At 61.7% G+C, this 15,029-nt stretch carries 15 protein-coding genes, 1 tRNA gene and 1 pseudogene; 12 read left to right on the top strand and 5 right to left on the bottom strand.

The window, feature by feature from the left end:
• The first annotated feature begins 58 nt into the window (after window positions 1-58).
• The 7 genes and pseudogenes from dxs (at window position 59) to LZ538_RS04850 (ending at window position 6,140) form a co-directional block, all read left to right on the top strand.
• Window positions 59-1,981, top strand: a complete 1,923-nt coding sequence (gene dxs / locus LZ538_RS04880; RefSeq protein ID WP_249830894.1) for a 1-deoxy-D-xylulose-5-phosphate synthase — start codon at window positions 59-61, stop codon at window positions 1,979-1,981.
• Window positions 1,978-2,715, top strand: a pseudogene (locus LZ538_RS04875) (TlyA family RNA methyltransferase); the annotation flags it as partial. The gene dxs and the pseudogene LZ538_RS04875, both read left to right, overlap by 4 nt.
• Window positions 2,708-3,226: a TspO/MBR family protein gene (locus LZ538_RS04870; RefSeq protein ID WP_249830892.1), complete on the top strand. Its 519-nt coding sequence runs from the start codon at window positions 2,708-2,710 to the stop codon at window positions 3,224-3,226. The pseudogene LZ538_RS04875 and the gene LZ538_RS04870, both read left to right, overlap by 8 nt.
• A gap of 114 nt (window positions 3,227-3,340) precedes the next feature.
• Window positions 3,341-3,649 carry an accessory factor UbiK family protein gene (locus LZ538_RS04865; protein ID WP_249830891.1) on the top strand — a complete coding sequence of 103 codons (309 nt, stop codon included), beginning with the start codon at window positions 3,341-3,343 and terminating at the stop codon, window positions 3,647-3,649.
• Window positions 3,650-3,651: 2 nt separating this feature from the next.
• Window positions 3,652-4,161, top strand: coding sequence for a type III secretion system chaperone family protein (locus tag LZ538_RS04860; protein ID WP_249831562.1), 510 nt, complete (start codon window positions 3,652-3,654; stop codon window positions 4,159-4,161).
• A complete protein-coding gene (locus LZ538_RS04855) occupies window positions 4,158-5,006 on the top strand; it encodes a pyrroline-5-carboxylate reductase family protein (RefSeq protein WP_249830890.1) in 849 nt (282 codons plus the stop codon). Before LZ538_RS04860 ends, LZ538_RS04855 begins: the two co-directional genes overlap by 4 nt.
• 27 nt (window positions 5,007-5,033) lie before the next feature.
• The gene (locus LZ538_RS04850; protein ID WP_249830889.1) at window positions 5,034-6,140 is read left to right on the top strand and encodes a branched-chain amino acid aminotransferase; all 1,107 of its coding nucleotides are present in this window, start codon (window positions 5,034-5,036) and stop codon (window positions 6,138-6,140) included.
• Window positions 6,141-6,147: 7 nt separating this feature from the next.
• Here LZ538_RS04850 and LZ538_RS04845 read toward each other — a convergent pair whose 3' ends face one another.
• Together LZ538_RS04845 and LZ538_RS04840 are read right to left on the bottom strand one after the other, a co-directional pair.
• Window positions 6,148-6,486 carry a DOPA 4,5-dioxygenase family protein gene (locus tag LZ538_RS04845; RefSeq protein WP_249830888.1) on the bottom strand — a complete coding sequence of 113 codons (339 nt, stop codon included), beginning with the start codon at window positions 6,484-6,486 and terminating at the stop codon, window positions 6,148-6,150.
• A gap of 9 nt (window positions 6,487-6,495) precedes the next feature.
• Entirely contained in the window at window positions 6,496-8,559 is a 2,064-nt protein-coding gene (locus LZ538_RS04840) for a M13 family metallopeptidase (RefSeq protein ID WP_249830887.1), read from the bottom strand.
• Window positions 8,560-8,730: 171 nt separating this feature from the next.
• Here LZ538_RS04840 and LZ538_RS04835 point away from each other — a divergent pair.
• From LZ538_RS04835 to LZ538_RS04825, 3 genes are all read left to right on the top strand, one after another.
• Window positions 8,731-8,805: transfer RNA gene (locus LZ538_RS04835), tRNA-Gln, on the top strand.
• A 624-nt stretch (window positions 8,806-9,429) separates the two neighbouring features.
• Complete coding sequence (locus LZ538_RS04830; RefSeq protein ID WP_249830886.1) at window positions 9,430-9,987, top strand: DUF1579 family protein; 558 nt, start codon at window positions 9,430-9,432, stop codon at window positions 9,985-9,987.
• Between the two features lie 96 nt (window positions 9,988-10,083).
• Window positions 10,084-10,758 (top strand): glutathione S-transferase family protein, encoded by a 675-nt coding sequence (locus tag LZ538_RS04825; protein ID WP_249830885.1) that lies wholly within the window; start codon window positions 10,084-10,086, stop codon window positions 10,756-10,758.
• On the opposite strand, the gene LZ538_RS04820 is transcribed toward LZ538_RS04825, so the two are convergent.
• On the bottom strand, window positions 10,728-10,985 hold the full coding sequence (locus LZ538_RS04820; RefSeq protein WP_249830884.1) for a glutaredoxin domain-containing protein: 258 nt from the start codon (window positions 10,983-10,985) through the stop codon (window positions 10,728-10,730). The two genes, LZ538_RS04825 and LZ538_RS04820, sit on opposite strands and share 31 nt — an antisense overlap.
• Before the next feature lie 110 nt (window positions 10,986-11,095).
• Between LZ538_RS04820 and LZ538_RS04815 the strand changes: the two genes are divergently transcribed.
• Both LZ538_RS04815 and amaB read left to right on the top strand, forming a co-directional pair.
• A complete protein-coding gene (locus LZ538_RS04815) occupies window positions 11,096-12,250 on the top strand; it encodes an aminotransferase (protein WP_347402740.1) in 1,155 nt (384 codons plus the stop codon).
• Window positions 12,247-13,710, top strand: a complete 1,464-nt coding sequence (gene amaB / locus LZ538_RS04810) for an L-piperidine-6-carboxylate dehydrogenase (RefSeq protein WP_249830882.1) — start codon at window positions 12,247-12,249, stop codon at window positions 13,708-13,710. Before LZ538_RS04815 ends, amaB begins: the two co-directional genes overlap by 4 nt.
• On the opposite strand, the gene LZ538_RS04805 is transcribed toward amaB, so the two are convergent.
• Both LZ538_RS04805 and LZ538_RS04800 read right to left on the bottom strand, forming a co-directional pair.
• Complete coding sequence (locus tag LZ538_RS04805; RefSeq protein WP_249830881.1) at window positions 13,663-14,523, bottom strand: EAL domain-containing protein; 861 nt, start codon at window positions 14,521-14,523, stop codon at window positions 13,663-13,665. The two genes, amaB and LZ538_RS04805, sit on opposite strands and share 48 nt — an antisense overlap.
• On the bottom strand, window positions 14,520-14,909 hold the full coding sequence (locus LZ538_RS04800) for a response regulator (protein ID WP_249830880.1): 390 nt from the start codon (window positions 14,907-14,909) through the stop codon (window positions 14,520-14,522). Before LZ538_RS04800 ends, LZ538_RS04805 begins: the two co-directional genes overlap by 4 nt.
• Window positions 14,910-15,029: the final 120 nt, after the last annotated feature.

The following is a 15,029-nucleotide window of genomic DNA, read 5'->3' as shown; positions in this document are numbered from 1 at the left end:
TGGCGCGCTAAGGCGTGTTGGTGACATCTCAAAGGCTTGTGGGTAAGGCGCACACCCGATGAGCGATCGCCCTAATACGCCACTGCTGGATAAGATGCAGTTCCCGGCTGATATCCGTGCTTTAAGCAAGGAGCAGCTACCGCAGCTTGCCGATGAGCTCCGCCAGGAAATGATTTCGGCCGTTTCGGTGACGGGCGGGCATTTGGGAGCGGGCCTCGGCGTCGTCGAGCTTACGATCGCTATCCACTATGTCTTCAACACGCCGAACGACAAATTGATCTGGGACGTGGGGCATCAGGCCTATCCACATAAGATCGTTACGGGGCGCCGCGACCGGATCCGCACTTTGCGTCAGGGCGGGGGCTTGAGCGGATTTACCCGGCGCAGCGAGAGCGAATACGATCCTTTTGGGGCTGCTCACAGCTCGACGTCGATCTCGGCTGCGCTGGGCTTCGCGATTGCGAACAAGCTTTCGGGTGAGCCCGGGCGCGCGATCGCGGTGATCGGCGACGGCGCGCTATCGGCCGGCATGGCGTACGAGGCGATGAACAACGCCGAGGCAGCCGGCAATCGCCTGGTGGTGATTCTCAACGACAATGACATGTCGATCGCGCCGCCCGTAGGGTCGCTTCGCAACTCGCTCGCGCGGCTCGTCAGTTCCAGCAAGTATCTGTCGGTCCGGGGCGTGGCGCAAAAGCTGGCGCGCGCAATGCCCGATGCGCTCCACACGGCTGCCAAGCGCATGGAAGAATATGCGCGCGGCATGATGGCTGGCGGTACGCTCTTCGATGAGCTCGGTTTTTATTATGTCGGACCTGTAGACGGTCACGATGTGCGCGCGCTCGTCGAGGTCCTGGAAAATGTTCGCGATGCCGACATAGGGCCGATCCTCGTCCATGCGGTGACCCAGAAGGGCAAAGGCTACGCGCCCGCCGAGAACAGTGCCGACAAATATCATGGGGTGGTCAAGTTCGACGTTGTCTCGGGGATTCAAGCCAAAGCAGCTGCAGGTGCGCCGAGTTATACTTCAGTCTTCGCCAAAGCGCTTTCGGCAGAGATGCAACGCGACGAGAAGGTCGTAGCCATCACGGCTGCCATGCCTTCGGGGACAGGCCTCGATAAGGTGGCTGAGGCATTCCCGGAACGGACGTTCGACGTCGGCATTGCCGAGCAGCATGCAGTCACCTTCGCGGCCGGCCTCGCTGCGCAGGGATATCGGCCGTTCGCGACGATCTATTCGACCTTCCTCCAGCGAGCCTACGATCAGGTCGTCCATGACGTGGCAATCCAGAACTTGCCGGTTCGCTTCGCGATGGACCGCGCGGGTCTGGTGGGTGCCGACGGCGCCACGCACGCCGGCAGCTTCGACCTCGCGTACCTATGCACTCTGCCGAACTTCGTCGTCATGGCGGCCGCGGACGAGGCTGAGCTCTGCCATATGGTTCATACGATGGCATTGCACGACAGCGGCCCGATTGCCGTCCGCTATCCGCGCGGCGAGGGAAGGGGGCTGGCGTTGCCCGAGGCACCGCAGGCGCTGGAGATCGGCAAGGGGCGCATCGTAAGACAGGGTAACAAGGTCGCGATCCTTTCACTGGGTACCCGCCTTGCCGAGGCGGAAAAAGCCGCTGACCAACTGGAGGCAAAAGGCTTGTCCACCACCGTCGCGGACTTGCGCTTCGCCAAGCCCCTCGACGAAGACCTCATCCGCGGGCTGCTGACGACTCACCAAGTTGCCGTGACGGTCGAGGAAGCGGCGATCGGCGGCCTGGGTGCGCACGTGCTGACTCTGGCGAGCGACGAAGGATTGGTCGACGGGGGCCTCAAGATCCGCACCATGCGGCTCCCGGATCGCTTCCAGGATCATGACAAGCCCGAGAGGCAGTATGACGAGGCTGGGCTCAATGCGCCGCATATCGTGGAGACAGTGCTCAAGGCCCTGCGTGTGAACAGCGCCGGGGTCGAGGAGGCACGCGCGTAGCCAAGTCGCGCGCAGACCAGCTTTTGGTAAGCCGTGGGATGGCCGAGAGCCGAACACGCGCCCAGGCGCTGATAATGGCCGGAGCCGTGTTCAGCGGTGAGAGGAAGCTGGCAAAGCCCGGCGACATGTTAGCCGAGGATGCGCCCCTGGAAGTCCGCGGCAAGGACCATCCCTGGGTATCTCGCGGCGGCATTAAGCTCGATCACGGACTGACCCAATTCGGTTTCGATCCGGCCGGAGCCGTTGCACTAGATATCGGCAGCTCGACGGGCGGCTTCACCGATGTGCTCCTCTCGCGCGGAGCATTCAGAGTTTATGCGGTCGATGTCGGGACGAACCAGCTGGCCTGGAAGCTTAGGCAGGATCCGCGTGTTGTCGTCCACGAGCAGACCAACGCCCGAAGTCTCGACAACAAGCTTATCCCCGAGCCAGTGGATATCGTGGTTTGCGATGCAAGCTTCATCAGCCTAGCGAAGGTGCTCGATGCGCCGCTGAAGCTCGCGAAGCCTCATGCAAAATTGGTCGCATTGATCAAGCCGCAGTTCGAAGCCGGGCGCGATGAGGTGGGTAAGGGCGGCGTCGTCCGCGACCCCGCTATCCATCAGAAGGTCTGCACTGGGGCCAAAGGCTGGGTTGAATCGCAGGGCTGGACCGTGCTGGGCATTACGCCAAGCCCGATCACCGGGCCCGAAGGCAATGTTGAGTTCCTGCTTGGAGCCGAAAAATATGGTTGAACGTGCGGAACAGAAAAGCTGGTCGACGCTGGCGGTCATCACCGCGCCGCTGATCGTGTTGCTCGGCTCCGCGAGCGGGTGGCTGTCGAATAGCGGATATGGGAACAGCTGGTTCGCTGGACTAGATAAGCCCTTCTTCATGCCACCTGGCTGGGCCTTCGGCGTGGTCTGGCCCGCGCTTTATCTGCTGATGGGCATCGCGCTTGCGATGGTGCTCGCCGAACCACCAAGCCCGCGGAGGCGAACAGCGCTCACCCTCTTTTTCATCCAGCTGGCGCTGAACTTCGCATGGTCTCCGATCTTCTTCGCGGCCCATGACATCACCCTGGCGAAATATGTGATCTATGTGATGGCCATCCTGGCCGCGGCAACTGCTGGTCAGTTCTATCGGCTGCGTAAGCCGGCCGGCTTCCTGTTGATCCCTTACTTGGCGTGGCTGGTCTTCGCCGCGACGCTCAATTCGGCGATTGAGAGCCTCAATCCTGGGGCAGGAACGTCGCTACTGGGCTGAAATAGCTGGGGATAGTCCGCGGACGTCTCCTCTAAAGCTGGGGATAGACGCGGCACCCAGGGTGGCGAAATCGACGGCGACATCCTATTTGGCCGCCGAAAGGGAGGTATTCCTATGCAGTCCGAGAACAAGATGTTCGACGACTTCGTCAAGATGGTGAATGGCTTTGCCGGCACGATGGCAGGCATGGGCCGCGAGGCCGAATCGTCCGCGCGTGAGAAATTCCGTGAATGGATGGGGGGCCAGGACTTCGTCGGGCGCGACGAGTTCGAGGCGGTCAAAGCCATGGCAGCCGCGGCCCGTGACGAAAATGAGATCCTGAAGGCGCGGATTGCCGCGCTGGAAACCAAAAGTGCAGGGTCAGCACGCACAACGACTGCATCCAAAAGGGGCGGTCGTCCGAAGGGCGCGGCCGGAGCTTGAACCTGCGCGAGGAAGAAACCCAGGACGAGCGGGACGACGGCGCCCCGATCGAGGTCCTCGAAGCCTATTTCGAGGCGCGCGGTTGGGCTTGCGAGCGGACGGCCGAGGGTGAGATCGTGGCGTCCGCTACCGGAAGCTGGGCTCAGTATGAGCTTCGCGGCGTCTGGCGGCCCGAAGACCAGGTCCTGCAGTTTCTCGCCTTCCCTGACATCAAGGTCGGGCCCGAGAAGCGGGCCGCAATCTTCGAGGCATTGAGCCTGATCAACGAGCAGCTTTGGCTCGGCCATTTCGAAATGTGGTCCGGATCGGGGCTTGTCGTTTTCCGACATTCCACCATACTCGACGTGAGGGAGGACGATGGCCTCAGCCTCGAGCAGGCAGAGGCGATCGCCGAGGCCGCCGTCGAGGAGTGCGAACGCTTCTACCCGGTATTTCAGTTCGTCCTCTGGGGCGGGAAGTCGCCCGGCGAAGCAATCGCGGCAGCATTGATCGATACGCACGGGGAAGCATGACCACGATACCTCAATTACCCGTTCCGACCTGGTTCGTAGGATGCGGCAACATGGGCGGCGCCATCGTCCAGGGCTGGCGTTCGGCAGGCATCGACCTGTCCAACGCAGTAGTGATCCGCCCGAGCGGGACACCGGTCGAAGGCGTGCGCACCGTCTCAACTATTGCAGACGCTGGTGCCTCGCCGAAGCTGATTATACTCGCCGTAAAGCCGCAAAGGCTCGACGAGGTGGCGGATCAGCTGCAGCCTGCGCTCACCGAGAAAGCCGTAATTGTGTCGCTTCTCGCTGGTGTGGAAGCCGACAGCCTGCGCCACCGCTTCCCGAATGTCGCCTCAATCGTTCGCGCGATGCCTAACATCCCCGTGGCGATCCGCCGCGGAGTGATAGGACTGTTCAGCAAGGATGCGGACGATAGCGTCCGCCGCCAGCTGGCCGAGGCCTTCGCGCCCCTGGGCTTCGCTCCGTGGCTGCCTGACGAGGTGAAGCTTGCGGCGGTAGGATCGGTCGCTGGCGCAGGAACGGCGTATGTCGCACGCTTCATCGATGCGTTGCGCAAGGCCGCAGAGGAATGGGGATTAAGCACTGAGATCGCGTCGGTAGTCGCGCTTGAGACGGTGCTCGGCACGGCGTGGTTGGGCGCTACTAACCGCGATAGCATGGATGAGATCGTGCGCCGCGTGGCAAGCCCAAACGGGACGACAGAGGCAGGTCTCGCGGTGCTCGATCGGGATGGCGTTCTCGATCAACTGATTGCGGTCACCATAGAGGCCGCTGCGCGGCGCGGCGCAGAGCTCGCCGCCGAGGCAGAAGCGGCTACGCTTGCGGGAGCGTCACAGCTGCACTAGTCGCCCTGTCCTTAAGAAGGGCACGCGATGATTGGCGAACTCCACAAGGCAGGCGAAGCTGGCCTGCTCTTCGAACCGACGGCAAAGCCCGTTCCCGCCGAAGAGCGCGCTCGGCTGCTCATCGATCCCGGCTTCGGCCGTGTGTTCACCGACCACATGGCGATCATCGAATATGACGAGGAAAAGGATTGGCATGGCGCCCGCATAACCGCGCGGCATCCGTTCACGATGGACCCTGCATCGCCGGTTCTCCACTATGCCCAGGAAATCTTTGAAGGCATGAAGGCGTACCGCAGGCCGAACGGGGGCGCTGCACTGTTCCGGCCGGACGCCAATGCGCGGCGTTTCGCCAAGTCGGCCATCCGAATGGCGATGCCCCCGTTGCCTGAGGACATGTTCCTTGAATCGGTGCGTGCGCTTGTCCGCGCCGACAGGGAGTGGATTCCGGATACCGAGGACGGCTCGCTCTACCTGCGGCCTTTCATGATCGCGAACGGCTCCTTCCTGGGCATGCGGCCGTCGACCCAGTTCATCTACGCTGTGATTGCCTCGTCCGTCGGAGCTTACTTCAGGAACGACTCCCCCAGCGTGTCGCTATGGGTGACCCGCGAATATGTGCGAGCGGCGCGGGGGGGAACGGGCGAAGCCAAGTGCGGCGGAAACTATGCCGGTAGCCTGGTGGCCCAGGCGGAAGCCCTCCGCCAAGGCTGCGACCAGGTCGTTTTTCTCGATGCCGTCGAGCGCCGCTGGGTCGAAGAACTCGGCGGAATGAATGTGTTCTTTTTGTTCAGCGACGGGTCCATTCAGACCCCGCCCTTGGACGGCACCATCCTTCATGGCGTGACCCGCGATTCCCTCCTGACGCTTGCGCGCGATATGGGACTGGCGGTTCGCGAAGAGCCCTATTCCATTGAGCAGTGGAAAGCAGACGCGGAGAGCGGGCGACTCACCGAAGCCTTCGCATGCGGAACGGCGGCTGTGGTCACGCCCATCGGGAGCGTCAAGGAAGCCGACGGAACGTTCACGATTGGCGGCCAGTCCATGGGACCGCTGACGGCTCGCTTGCGATCGGCCCTAGTCGACATTCAGCGCGGAAGCGCTCCTGACCCCTACGGTTGGACCGAGCTGGTTTGACCCTGCACTAGAGTCCGAAAATCGAAAGATCGAGCTGTTCGCTCGGGCCGAACCAGACGACATGGCGCGTGTGATCGGCGACGTCGTCTCCAGTCTCCGCGTGGGCGAAAACGGTCAGTCCGTTTCGATTTAGCGTAAGCCATTGGGCGACGTCGCCAAACTGGTCGGTCGGAACGGTCAACTGAACGCTGCCACGCGGGTGCGGGCCGACGGGCCGTTGGTGGAAGTGGCCGACCGCTACTCCGAATCGCTCATGCGCCGCCTCGGCAACGGCTCGAGCTCTCTCGACCTCTTCGGGATCGAAATAGAGGTGGGCGTGAAAATCGTGGATCGCCGACTCTGCCATCCGCCCCGCTTACCAGATGCGCGCTCTCTTTTCCTTCGGGATGTAAAGCTTGTCGCCTGGCTTGATGCCGAACGCCGCATACCATTGGTCGATGTTCGGAACGACGCCATTGACGCGATACTTCCGGAAGCTGTGCGGGTCGCTGGTCGTATAGCGCTTGATTTCTTCGGGCGTTGCCTTGCCTGCCCAGGCTTGCGCCCAGCCGAGGAAAACGCGCTGCTCTCCCGTCAGGCCGCCGAGAACAGGTGCCGCCTTGCCATTGAGAGACAGGTGATAGGCGTCGAGTGCCATCGCTAGGCCACCGAGGTCCGCGATATTCTCGCCCATCGTCAGGTCCGGGTTGATATGAACGCCGGGCACCGGCTCGAACTTCGCATATTGGTCGCCGAGGATCTTCGCGCGACGCTTGAATTCGGCGGCGTCTTTAGGTGTCCACCAGTCGCGGAGAGCGCCGGCTGCATCGATCGTCCGACCCTGATCGTCGAAGCCGTGGGTGAGCTCGTGGCCGATTACTGCACCAACTGCGCCGTAGTTCAGCGCCGGATCAGCTTGGGCGTCGAAGACGGGCGCCTGGAGGATTGCGGCGGGGAACACGATGTCGCGAAGCGAGCCATTATAGGCATTGTTTGTCTGCGGGCTCATGATCCAGTCTGATTTGTCGACCGGTCCGCGGCTGCGGTCAGCGTAAAAGGTCCAGTTGGCGGCGGCGAGGCGGCGGACGTTGCCGAGCAGGTCGTCGCGACGAATGGCGATGGCCGAATAATCGCGCGGCTTGTCCGGATATCCGACCTTGATCTGGTAGGTGTCGAGCTTCTTGAGCGCTTCGGCCTTCGTCGGCGGCGACATCCAGTCTAGTTTCTCGATCCGAGATCGGAATGCCTTCATGAGGTTCCCAATCAGGTCATCCACGGCCGCCTTCGTCGCTGGCGGAAAATATTGCTCGGAATAGAGCTGCCCGACCGCCCAGTTCATCGAGCCGAGGCAAGTGCTTGCATCGACACAATCCATTCCGGCGACTGCGGCGAGCCCGCGCTTCCACCGCGGCTTGGGCTCCGCCTGGCCGGCGAGCTTCTGTTCGCGGAATTCGAAATAGGCGTCGAGGAAGGGCTGCGAGAGGTACGGCGCCGCGGTATCCGAGACCCTGAACGCCATCCAAGCCTTCACCGTGTCGAGCGGCGTCGACGCGATCACCGAGGCAAGCTTCGGCATGGCCGTGTTCGTGGTCACCACGAAGCGGTCGCGGTCGGCCACCGCAGCGCCTTCAAGGAAGCTCGCCCACGGAAATGCCGGAGCGAGCGTCGAAAGGTCGGCCCTTGAGGACGGATTGTATTGAACCGTCAGGTCCCGTTGCTGCACCTTCGTCCAGCTTGCTTCCGCCAGCGCGGTTTCGAAGGCTAGGACATTGTTTGAAGCCGTTGCTGGGTCGGGCCAGCCTGACAGCTGAAGCAAGGTTTGAATATACGCCCGGTAGGCGTCCCGTTCGCCGGCGAAATCTGCTTTCAAATAATAATCTCGGTCGGGAAGCCCGAGGCCGTTCTGGCCGAGATAGAGCGCATAGGCCTCCGGGTTCTTGAGGTCCGTGTCGATGGTCAGGCTGAAGGGAGAGGGATAGAGGGTGCCGTTGCCGGATCCCATCATCCTCGCCAGCGCAGCAAGGTCGGGCGCCGCCCGGATGGCGTCAATCTCGGGAGCCAAGGCGCGTGCGCCCAAAGCGTCGATCGCGGCCTGATTCATATAGGCTGCGTAGAAGGCCCCGACCTTCCCTCTTATGTCCGCCGGTTCGACCGGCGCTGCGACGGATGCCTCCCGAAGGATCCGCATCAGCTGCGCTTCCGTGCGGTCGCTCATGTCGTAGCGGCGCGAAGCGATAGGCCGGTCGGCTGGGATCTGCGTTCGGGCGAGATAGCTGCCGTTCGCGTATTGGAAGAAATCGTCGCCGGGCTTTACCGTCCTGTCGAACGCCGTGAGATCGTAGCCGAACGGTGGAAAGAAGGGCGCACCCGGACCCTCCTGGGCTGAGGCTGCGGTAGCGATCGCCATAGCTCCGCACGCAAGCAGAAATGACTTCTTCATGTTATTCCCCGTCCCCCTCGGATGAATGTCCAGCTTCCCTGCTAGGATGCTGCAGTACAAGCCGGAATAGCGATTCGACCAATGGGCGAACGGCGAATTGCTGTCGCCCTTCCCTTAGGCGCATCGGTGGGTATAAGCGCCCGCTCTCCCGCACATGCGGATTACGCCTGCTGGGGCGTCGCCAAGTGGTAAGGCACCGGTTTTTGGTACCGGCATTCGCAGGTTCGAATCCTGCCGCCCCAGCCAGTCGACTATGCTCGTCGAGACAACGCTGCGTTCGTCGCAAAATGCCGGCGCTATGCAGCTCGCTCGGCAGCTTTCATCGACAAGGCAGCGACGGCTCTTTCTGGCCGCGGATAGCTGCACGCGGACATTGTCGAAGGGAACGCTTTAACATGAGTCGCGCGATGCTGATCGCCGTCCTGCTGACGGCTGCCGTGATTCCGTCCACACAATCGCTAGCGGCGAATGCCGAAGCGAAGCAGTGCAAGGAAAGCCCCGAAAAGAAGGCCAAACGATCGATGTTTGGCGGGCTATTGGGCAATGTCGCCGGAAGTATGCTCGGCCAGGTCGGAGGCGGGCATGGTCGCGCCATTCAACAACACGGGTGCGGATACCGCAGCCAGCGTCTACGACATCTTCGGACGTCGCTATTACGCCGGTGCGCGCCTGCGCTTCTAAACCGACGAACGATCGTCAAAAAAAACTGGCGGCGGGGAGGAAACTCCCCGCCGCTTTTTATTGCCTAGTGGTCCGAATAACCTGAGGCTGATGCTCGCCGCTTCAGCAACGCGGTTGGTCGAAAAGCACGACCTGAGCGCGAGGCGACATCCTAACGGCGCGAGGACAGCAAAGCCCCGGGGGAAATCCATGCGTATACCAGTTGCCATTATGATCGGCGCTGCGATGGCCACGTTCGCCGTTCCTGTGAGCGCCCAATCGAATGTTCAAACGGCGGCTGTAACGCCGCTGACCGCGGAATCGACCAAGGAAATCCTGGCCATGGAGGCTGGCACCTGGGACGCCGACATAACTTTTCCGTCCGCAGAGACTGACAAGCGAAAAGCCAAGGGCGTACAGGTCAATCGGCTTCGTTCCGGCGGCATGTGGATCATCAACGAATTCCACGTCGATGGCACCCCCTATGAAGGCACCGGCATCTGGGGCTTCGACCGGACCAAAGGCAGGCTCAGCGGCATTTGGGTCGATAACAATGACGCGCAAATCCGCATGGATGACGGGCGCTGGGACGCGACCACCAAAACCATCACCTGGTCGGCCAATATGCCCCAGCCTGACGGAACGTGGATGCGCTTGCTCTTCACCGAGAAATTCGAAGGCGATGTCCGCCGTTTCGATTCCGTGGCGTTGACGCGCAAAGGCGAGGTCCCACTCGTGAGCATCGTCTTCAAGCGGCGCCGAACCTGAAAAGACCGGGCCCCAGCGGCTCGATGAAAATTGCTCACCGCGCTTGTGAAGCCTTTTGACTGGCCGTGGCTCCTCGCAGACGGCGATAATCGGCGCATGAGCAAACCCATGGTCTTCTATTACGCACGGAACGCCTGTTCGATTGCGCCGCACATCGCGCTTGAAGAGGTCGGCGCAGAGTTCGAGGCCCGGTGCGTGGATCTTACCGCCGGTGAGCAGCTGTCACCTGGATTCCTCGCGGTAAATCCGGCTGGCCGCGTCCCGGCGCTCGTCATGGAAGAACGCACGGTTACGGAAGTTCCAGCGCTGCTGACCTACATAGCGTCGCTAAAAACTGGCGCGGGACTCATCCCCGCCGTTTCCTCCATTGAGCATGCCCGATGTTTCGAGTGGCTGGCGTTCCTCTCGAGCAGCGTCCATGTCGCATATGCACAGTTTCGACGTCCGCACCGGTTCGTAAGCCAGGACTTCGCCTGCGTGCACGCTCTGGTCGAACAGGGCAGGCGAAACACGATCGCCCTATATCGCGAAGTGGAGCGCCGGCTCGGCGACGAATGGGCTGCGGGAAATGCTTATTCAATCGCCGATATGTACCTCGTGCCGTTCCATGGGTGGTCGTGGCGGCTGGATTTCGACATCGAAGCGGAATGCCCGAAGTGGAGCGCGATTGTGGAGCGCGTTCTCGACCGAGACGCCGTCCGCCGGGTTCTCGCGCGCGAGAACTCCCACGAAGCGGAAGCTCAAACCGTGGCGGCTTCGTTCGCCAGATAGCGTTCCAGGTCGTCGCGTCCGCCGATCAGTTCGTCATCGATAAAAATCTGGGGCGTGGTCACGACGCCGTGCTTCGCCTTGTAGTCTTCAACCTCGAGCCGGGTAGACAGAATCCGGTCGTCTATTTGGTAGCCAGCATGCTGCAGCATTTGCAGCGCACGGACCCCGAAGGGACAGATATGGTCGGGAAGTACCATCCGGTACAGGGTCGCTTTACGCGCGGCCATCGCATTCCTCATGCCAACTGAGTGTCAGGTGCGAATGCAGGCCGACTGTGAAAGTTGCTTTGCTGCGTCGGGACTGACGCTATGGCGAGCCCAAGGAGCGACGAGCGGCCGTGAATCCATTGTATCAGCAAATGAAAGTAAGCGTGTTCGAGCGAATGTCGGCTCTCGCGACCAAACACGGTGCGGTGAACCTAGGCCAGGGGTTTCCAGATTTCGGCTGGCCGCCCGAGATCTTGGAAGCCGCCGCAGCGGCGCTCCGAAACGGTTCTAACCAATATCCGCCTTCGCGTGGCCTCGCGGAGCTGCGGGCGGCCGTTGCGAACCATTACAGTCGCCATCAAAGCCTCGCGCTGACTGCGGAAGAGATTTGCGTCACGAGCGGAGCTACCGAAGCCCTGGGAGCATCAATCCTGGCGACGGTCGCGCCCGGCGACGAAGTGATCCTGCTTACACCGGCTTATGACAGTTATGCGCCGATGGTGCGCAGGGCAGGGGGAACACCTGCCGAGGTCGCCCTGCGGCCGCCGAATTGGCGGGTTGAGCGGCAGTTGATCGAGGCTGCGGTAAGTCCCAAGACCCGCGCAATCATTTTCAACAATCCGCACAATCCAACCGGGCGTTTGTTCGACCTTGAAGAACTGCAGACCATTGCGGACCTCGCGAAACAGCATGACCTCGTCGTCATTAGCGATGAAGTGTGGGAGCATGTCGTGCTTGGCGAGCGCCATTTTACGCCGTTGGCTTCGCTCCCTGGAATGGCGGAACGCGTGATCAAGATCGGCTCGGCGGGGAAGATCTTTTCGTTGACGGGTTGGAAGGTCGGTTGGATCGCCGCTTCGCCTGACCTTGCCGGCGTGGTTGCGCGCGCTCACCAGTTCCTAACCTTTTCAACCGCTCCGAACCTGCAGGTGGCCGTGGCGTACGGATTGACGGAGGGCGATGCATGGCTTGACCCGATGCGGCAGCGCTTCGCCCGAGCTTGCAACCGTATGACAGAGGGTCTCCGCGCCGGCGGATATGAAGTGCTGGAAGCTGCCTCGACATATTTTCTGTGCGTCGATCTGGATGCGTCGGGCATAGCCGTGTCCGACGAAGAATTCGCGATCGCAGCGGTCGAGCAAGCGGGGGTGGCTGTCGTGCCGCTTTCGGCATTCGCCGAGGAAAATGCCTGCCGCCACCTTGTGCGCCTGTGCTTCGGCAAGAAAGACGAGACGATCGATGCGGGCGTCGCTGCGATGTTGAAAGCCAAGGAGATATTTTCATGAGCCCGTCCGAGGATGCTGTCGAGTTATTGCGGCATTTCGGGATTCCCGATTCGGGTGAACTGGTCAGCCGTTCGCCGATTGACGGCAGCGCTATCGGCGGTGTCCGCGTCGGGAATCCAGGCGATGCTGCCGAGCGCGCGGCCGCGGCATTTGTTTCGTGGCGCAGCGTTCCCGCGCCCAGCAGGGGCGAGCTTGTGCGCCTGCTTGGCGATCAGCTGAGAGAGGCCAAGGAGCCGCTGGCCCGATTGGTTACGCTGGAGAGCGGCAAGATCTTGCAGGAGGGTCTGGGCGAAGTTCAGGAGATGATCGACATATGCGATTTCGCGGTCGGTCTTTCGCGCCAGCTTTATGGACTCACCATCGCCAGCGAGCGGCCAAAACATCGGATGATGGAGCAATGGCACCCTCTGGGGCCGGTGCTCATCATCAGCGCTTTCAATTTCCCGGTCGCCGTCTGGGCATGGAACGCAGCGCTGGCGCTGGTCTGCGGCGACCCTGTCATCTGGAAACCGAGCGAGAAAACCCCTCTCTGCGCCGAGGCCGTCATGGCTCTAATGAAAAGAGCCCTCGACCTTTTTGGCGATGCGCCTGAAGGCCTCGTGCAGCTGGTGCAGGGTGAGCGCGATATCGGAGAGGCGCTCGTCGACGATCCGAGAATAGCGCTCGTTTCGGCGACGGGATCGACAGCCATGGGCCGCGCGGTCGGCCCGCGCGTCGCTCAACGCTTTGGCCGCGTCCTCCTCGAATTGGGCGGCAATAATGCCACGATGGTCTGCCCTTCGGCGGACCTAGAGCTGGCCGCGCGCGCCATCCTTTTTTCCGCCGCTGGAACGGCAGGACAGCGTTGCACCAGCCTTCGAAGATTGATCGTGCATGACAGCGTCGCGGACCAGTTGGTCGATCGCGTTCGGCGGCTGTTCGCTAACGTCGCGGTGGGAGATCCGCGCGATCCTGGCACGTTGATGGGACCTTTGATCGACGAAGCCGCTTTCGAGAGCATGAAACGGGTGCTTGGGGACGTCATCGAACGCGTCGATGCCGTCCAAGGCGGCTTTTACGTGCGCCCCGCGATAGTCGAGTTGGATCGGCAAGAGGGCTCGGTGCTGCACGAGACTTTCGCGCCCATCCTTTACATGTTGCGTTACCGTGATTTCGAAGAGGCGATCAAACTGAACAATCGGGTGCCGCAGGGCCTCAGCTCCTCGATTTTCACGAACGATGTGCGTGAGGCGGAGAGGTTCATGTCTGCGGCAGGATCGGACTGCGGGATCGCCAACGTCAATATCGGGCCATCGGGAGCCGAGATCGGCGGCGCATTTGGCGGAGAAAAGGAGACCGGCGGAGGGCGTGAGAGCGGGTCGGATAGCTGGCGCGCCTACATGCGACGGCAAACCAACACGATCAATTACGGCTCAGATTTGCCCCTCGCTCAGGGTATCCGTTTCGACGTTGCCCCATAGGGCGAGCTTTTCTTCCTCCAGCATTCGTGGCCAGGCCTTGCGGAAGCGCTGCCTCCAGCCCTGCAACGACGACGCCTCCATCGGGGGCGAGATGAGAAAGCCCTGGACGAGGTCGCAACCCAGTTCGCGCACCAGTCGAAGTTGATCGATCGTCTCTACACCTTCCGCCGTGGCGATCAGGCCGAGCCCATGCGCCAGGTCGGCGACAGACTGAATAATCAGGCGGCAGTCACGCGACCGCGCCGCGTCCCGGACGAAAGACTGGTCAATTTTCACTTCCGTGAAAGGCAGCTGCCGGAGCTGCATGAGCGACGAATAGCCGGTGCCGAAGTCGTCGATGGCGAGGCCTATGCCCTTGATGCGGAAGCGCGTCAGCGTATCCATCAGCTTGATCAGTGGCTGTGTTGCTCCTTCCGTAAGCTCCAGCACCAAACGATCCGTGGGGACGTCGAGCGCCCGGCACATCCTTTCAACAAGGTCAGGGAAGTCGAGATGCTCAAGGCTGAGGGCTGAGATATTTAAGGCTACGCACGTATCGATCCCATCGTCACGCCAGTCTACCCATTGCCTGAGGATCGTCCGAAGCCCCCACAGGGTGAGGTCATCGATGAGCCCATGCTGCTCTGCCACCGGGATGAAGCGCGAGGGCTCCACCGATCCCAATTCAGAGTCTTCCCAACGAACAAGGGCTTCAACGCGAGTAAGCGTCCCGTCCCGAAGGGAGACCTTGGGTTGGTACAGCATGTAGAGCTTTTGATCCGCGAGCGCCTGCTCGAGGTTCGACAGGAGCCGTGCCTCGGCCCTGCGGCTCATGTGACGAGCGTCGCCTTCAGCTGATTGAGCATGGCCTCGAGCTGATCGAGGCGAACCGGTTTCTCGAGGGGGCCGGCCATGTTGAGGCCCAGAGCTTCGCCGAGCCGGAAAGCTGATTCGAGAACGCGGCGATCGAAGCCGCTGACGATCAGTACCGGTGCTTTGAAATCCTGCTTTGAAAGGAACCGGAGCAGCTCGATTCCATCCATGCCGGGCATCCCGAGGTCCAACGCGACCATCTCGGGTTCCCCGGCCAGAAAGGAGCTTCGAAACTGTTCGTCGTCGGATGTGACGATCGGCACGAATCCGCAACCGAGCGCCGCATCGGCCATGAACTGCGCAAGCACAGGCTCGTCGTCGACCAGCAGCAGTCGCGGCTGCGCCATCGCGTCTCCTCTCTCCCTCGCGTGGGGTGCACAGCAACGGCCCCACAGGTCAAGAAGTGAAACGCTCTTTTAACCCTGACGGCGATAAAGTCCCAATCTGAAGCGTTTTGGCACCCGATT

This window comes from Sphingomonas hankyongi, from assembly GCF_023516575.1.
Classification (GTDB): Bacteria; Pseudomonadota; Alphaproteobacteria; order Sphingomonadales; family Sphingomonadaceae; genus Sphingomicrobium; species Sphingomicrobium hankyongi.
Note: the sequence above shows the minus strand (reverse complement) of the source record. Positions and strands in the feature narration are given on the sequence as shown.

Excerpts from the sequence above, each read along its gene's own strand:
- dxs (WP_249830894.1), top strand. The coding sequence starts at position 59 with ATGAGCGATCGCCCTAATACGCCACTGCTGGATAAGATGCAGTTCCCG.
- LZ538_RS04870 (WP_249830892.1), top strand. The coding sequence starts at position 2,708 with ATGGTTGAACGTGCGGAACAGAAAAGCTGGTCGACGCTGGCGGTCATC.
- LZ538_RS04865 (WP_249830891.1), top strand. The coding sequence starts at position 3,341 with ATGCAGTCCGAGAACAAGATGTTCGACGACTTCGTCAAGATGGTGAAT.
- LZ538_RS04855 (WP_249830890.1), top strand. The coding sequence starts at position 4,158 with ATGACCACGATACCTCAATTACCCGTTCCGACCTGGTTCGTAGGATGC.
- LZ538_RS04850 (WP_249830889.1), top strand. The coding sequence starts at position 5,034 with ATGATTGGCGAACTCCACAAGGCAGGCGAAGCTGGCCTGCTCTTCGAA.
- LZ538_RS04845 (WP_249830888.1), bottom strand. The coding sequence starts at position 6,486 with ATGGCAGAGTCGGCGATCCACGATTTTCACGCCCACCTCTATTTCGAT.
- LZ538_RS04840 (WP_249830887.1), bottom strand. The coding sequence starts at position 8,559 with ATGAAGAAGTCATTTCTGCTTGCGTGCGGAGCTATGGCGATCGCTACC.
- LZ538_RS04830 (WP_249830886.1), top strand. The coding sequence starts at position 9,430 with ATGCGTATACCAGTTGCCATTATGATCGGCGCTGCGATGGCCACGTTC.
- LZ538_RS04825 (WP_249830885.1), top strand. The coding sequence starts at position 10,084 with ATGAGCAAACCCATGGTCTTCTATTACGCACGGAACGCCTGTTCGATT.
- LZ538_RS04820 (WP_249830884.1), bottom strand. The coding sequence starts at position 10,985 with ATGGCCGCGCGTAAAGCGACCCTGTACCGGATGGTACTTCCCGACCAT.
- amaB (WP_249830882.1), top strand. The coding sequence starts at position 12,247 with ATGAGCCCGTCCGAGGATGCTGTCGAGTTATTGCGGCATTTCGGGATT.
- LZ538_RS04805 (WP_249830881.1), bottom strand. The coding sequence starts at position 14,523 with ATGAGCCGCAGGGCCGAGGCACGGCTCCTGTCGAACCTCGAGCAGGCG.
- LZ538_RS04800 (WP_249830880.1), bottom strand. The coding sequence starts at position 14,909 with ATGGCGCAGCCGCGACTGCTGCTGGTCGACGACGAGCCTGTGCTTGCG.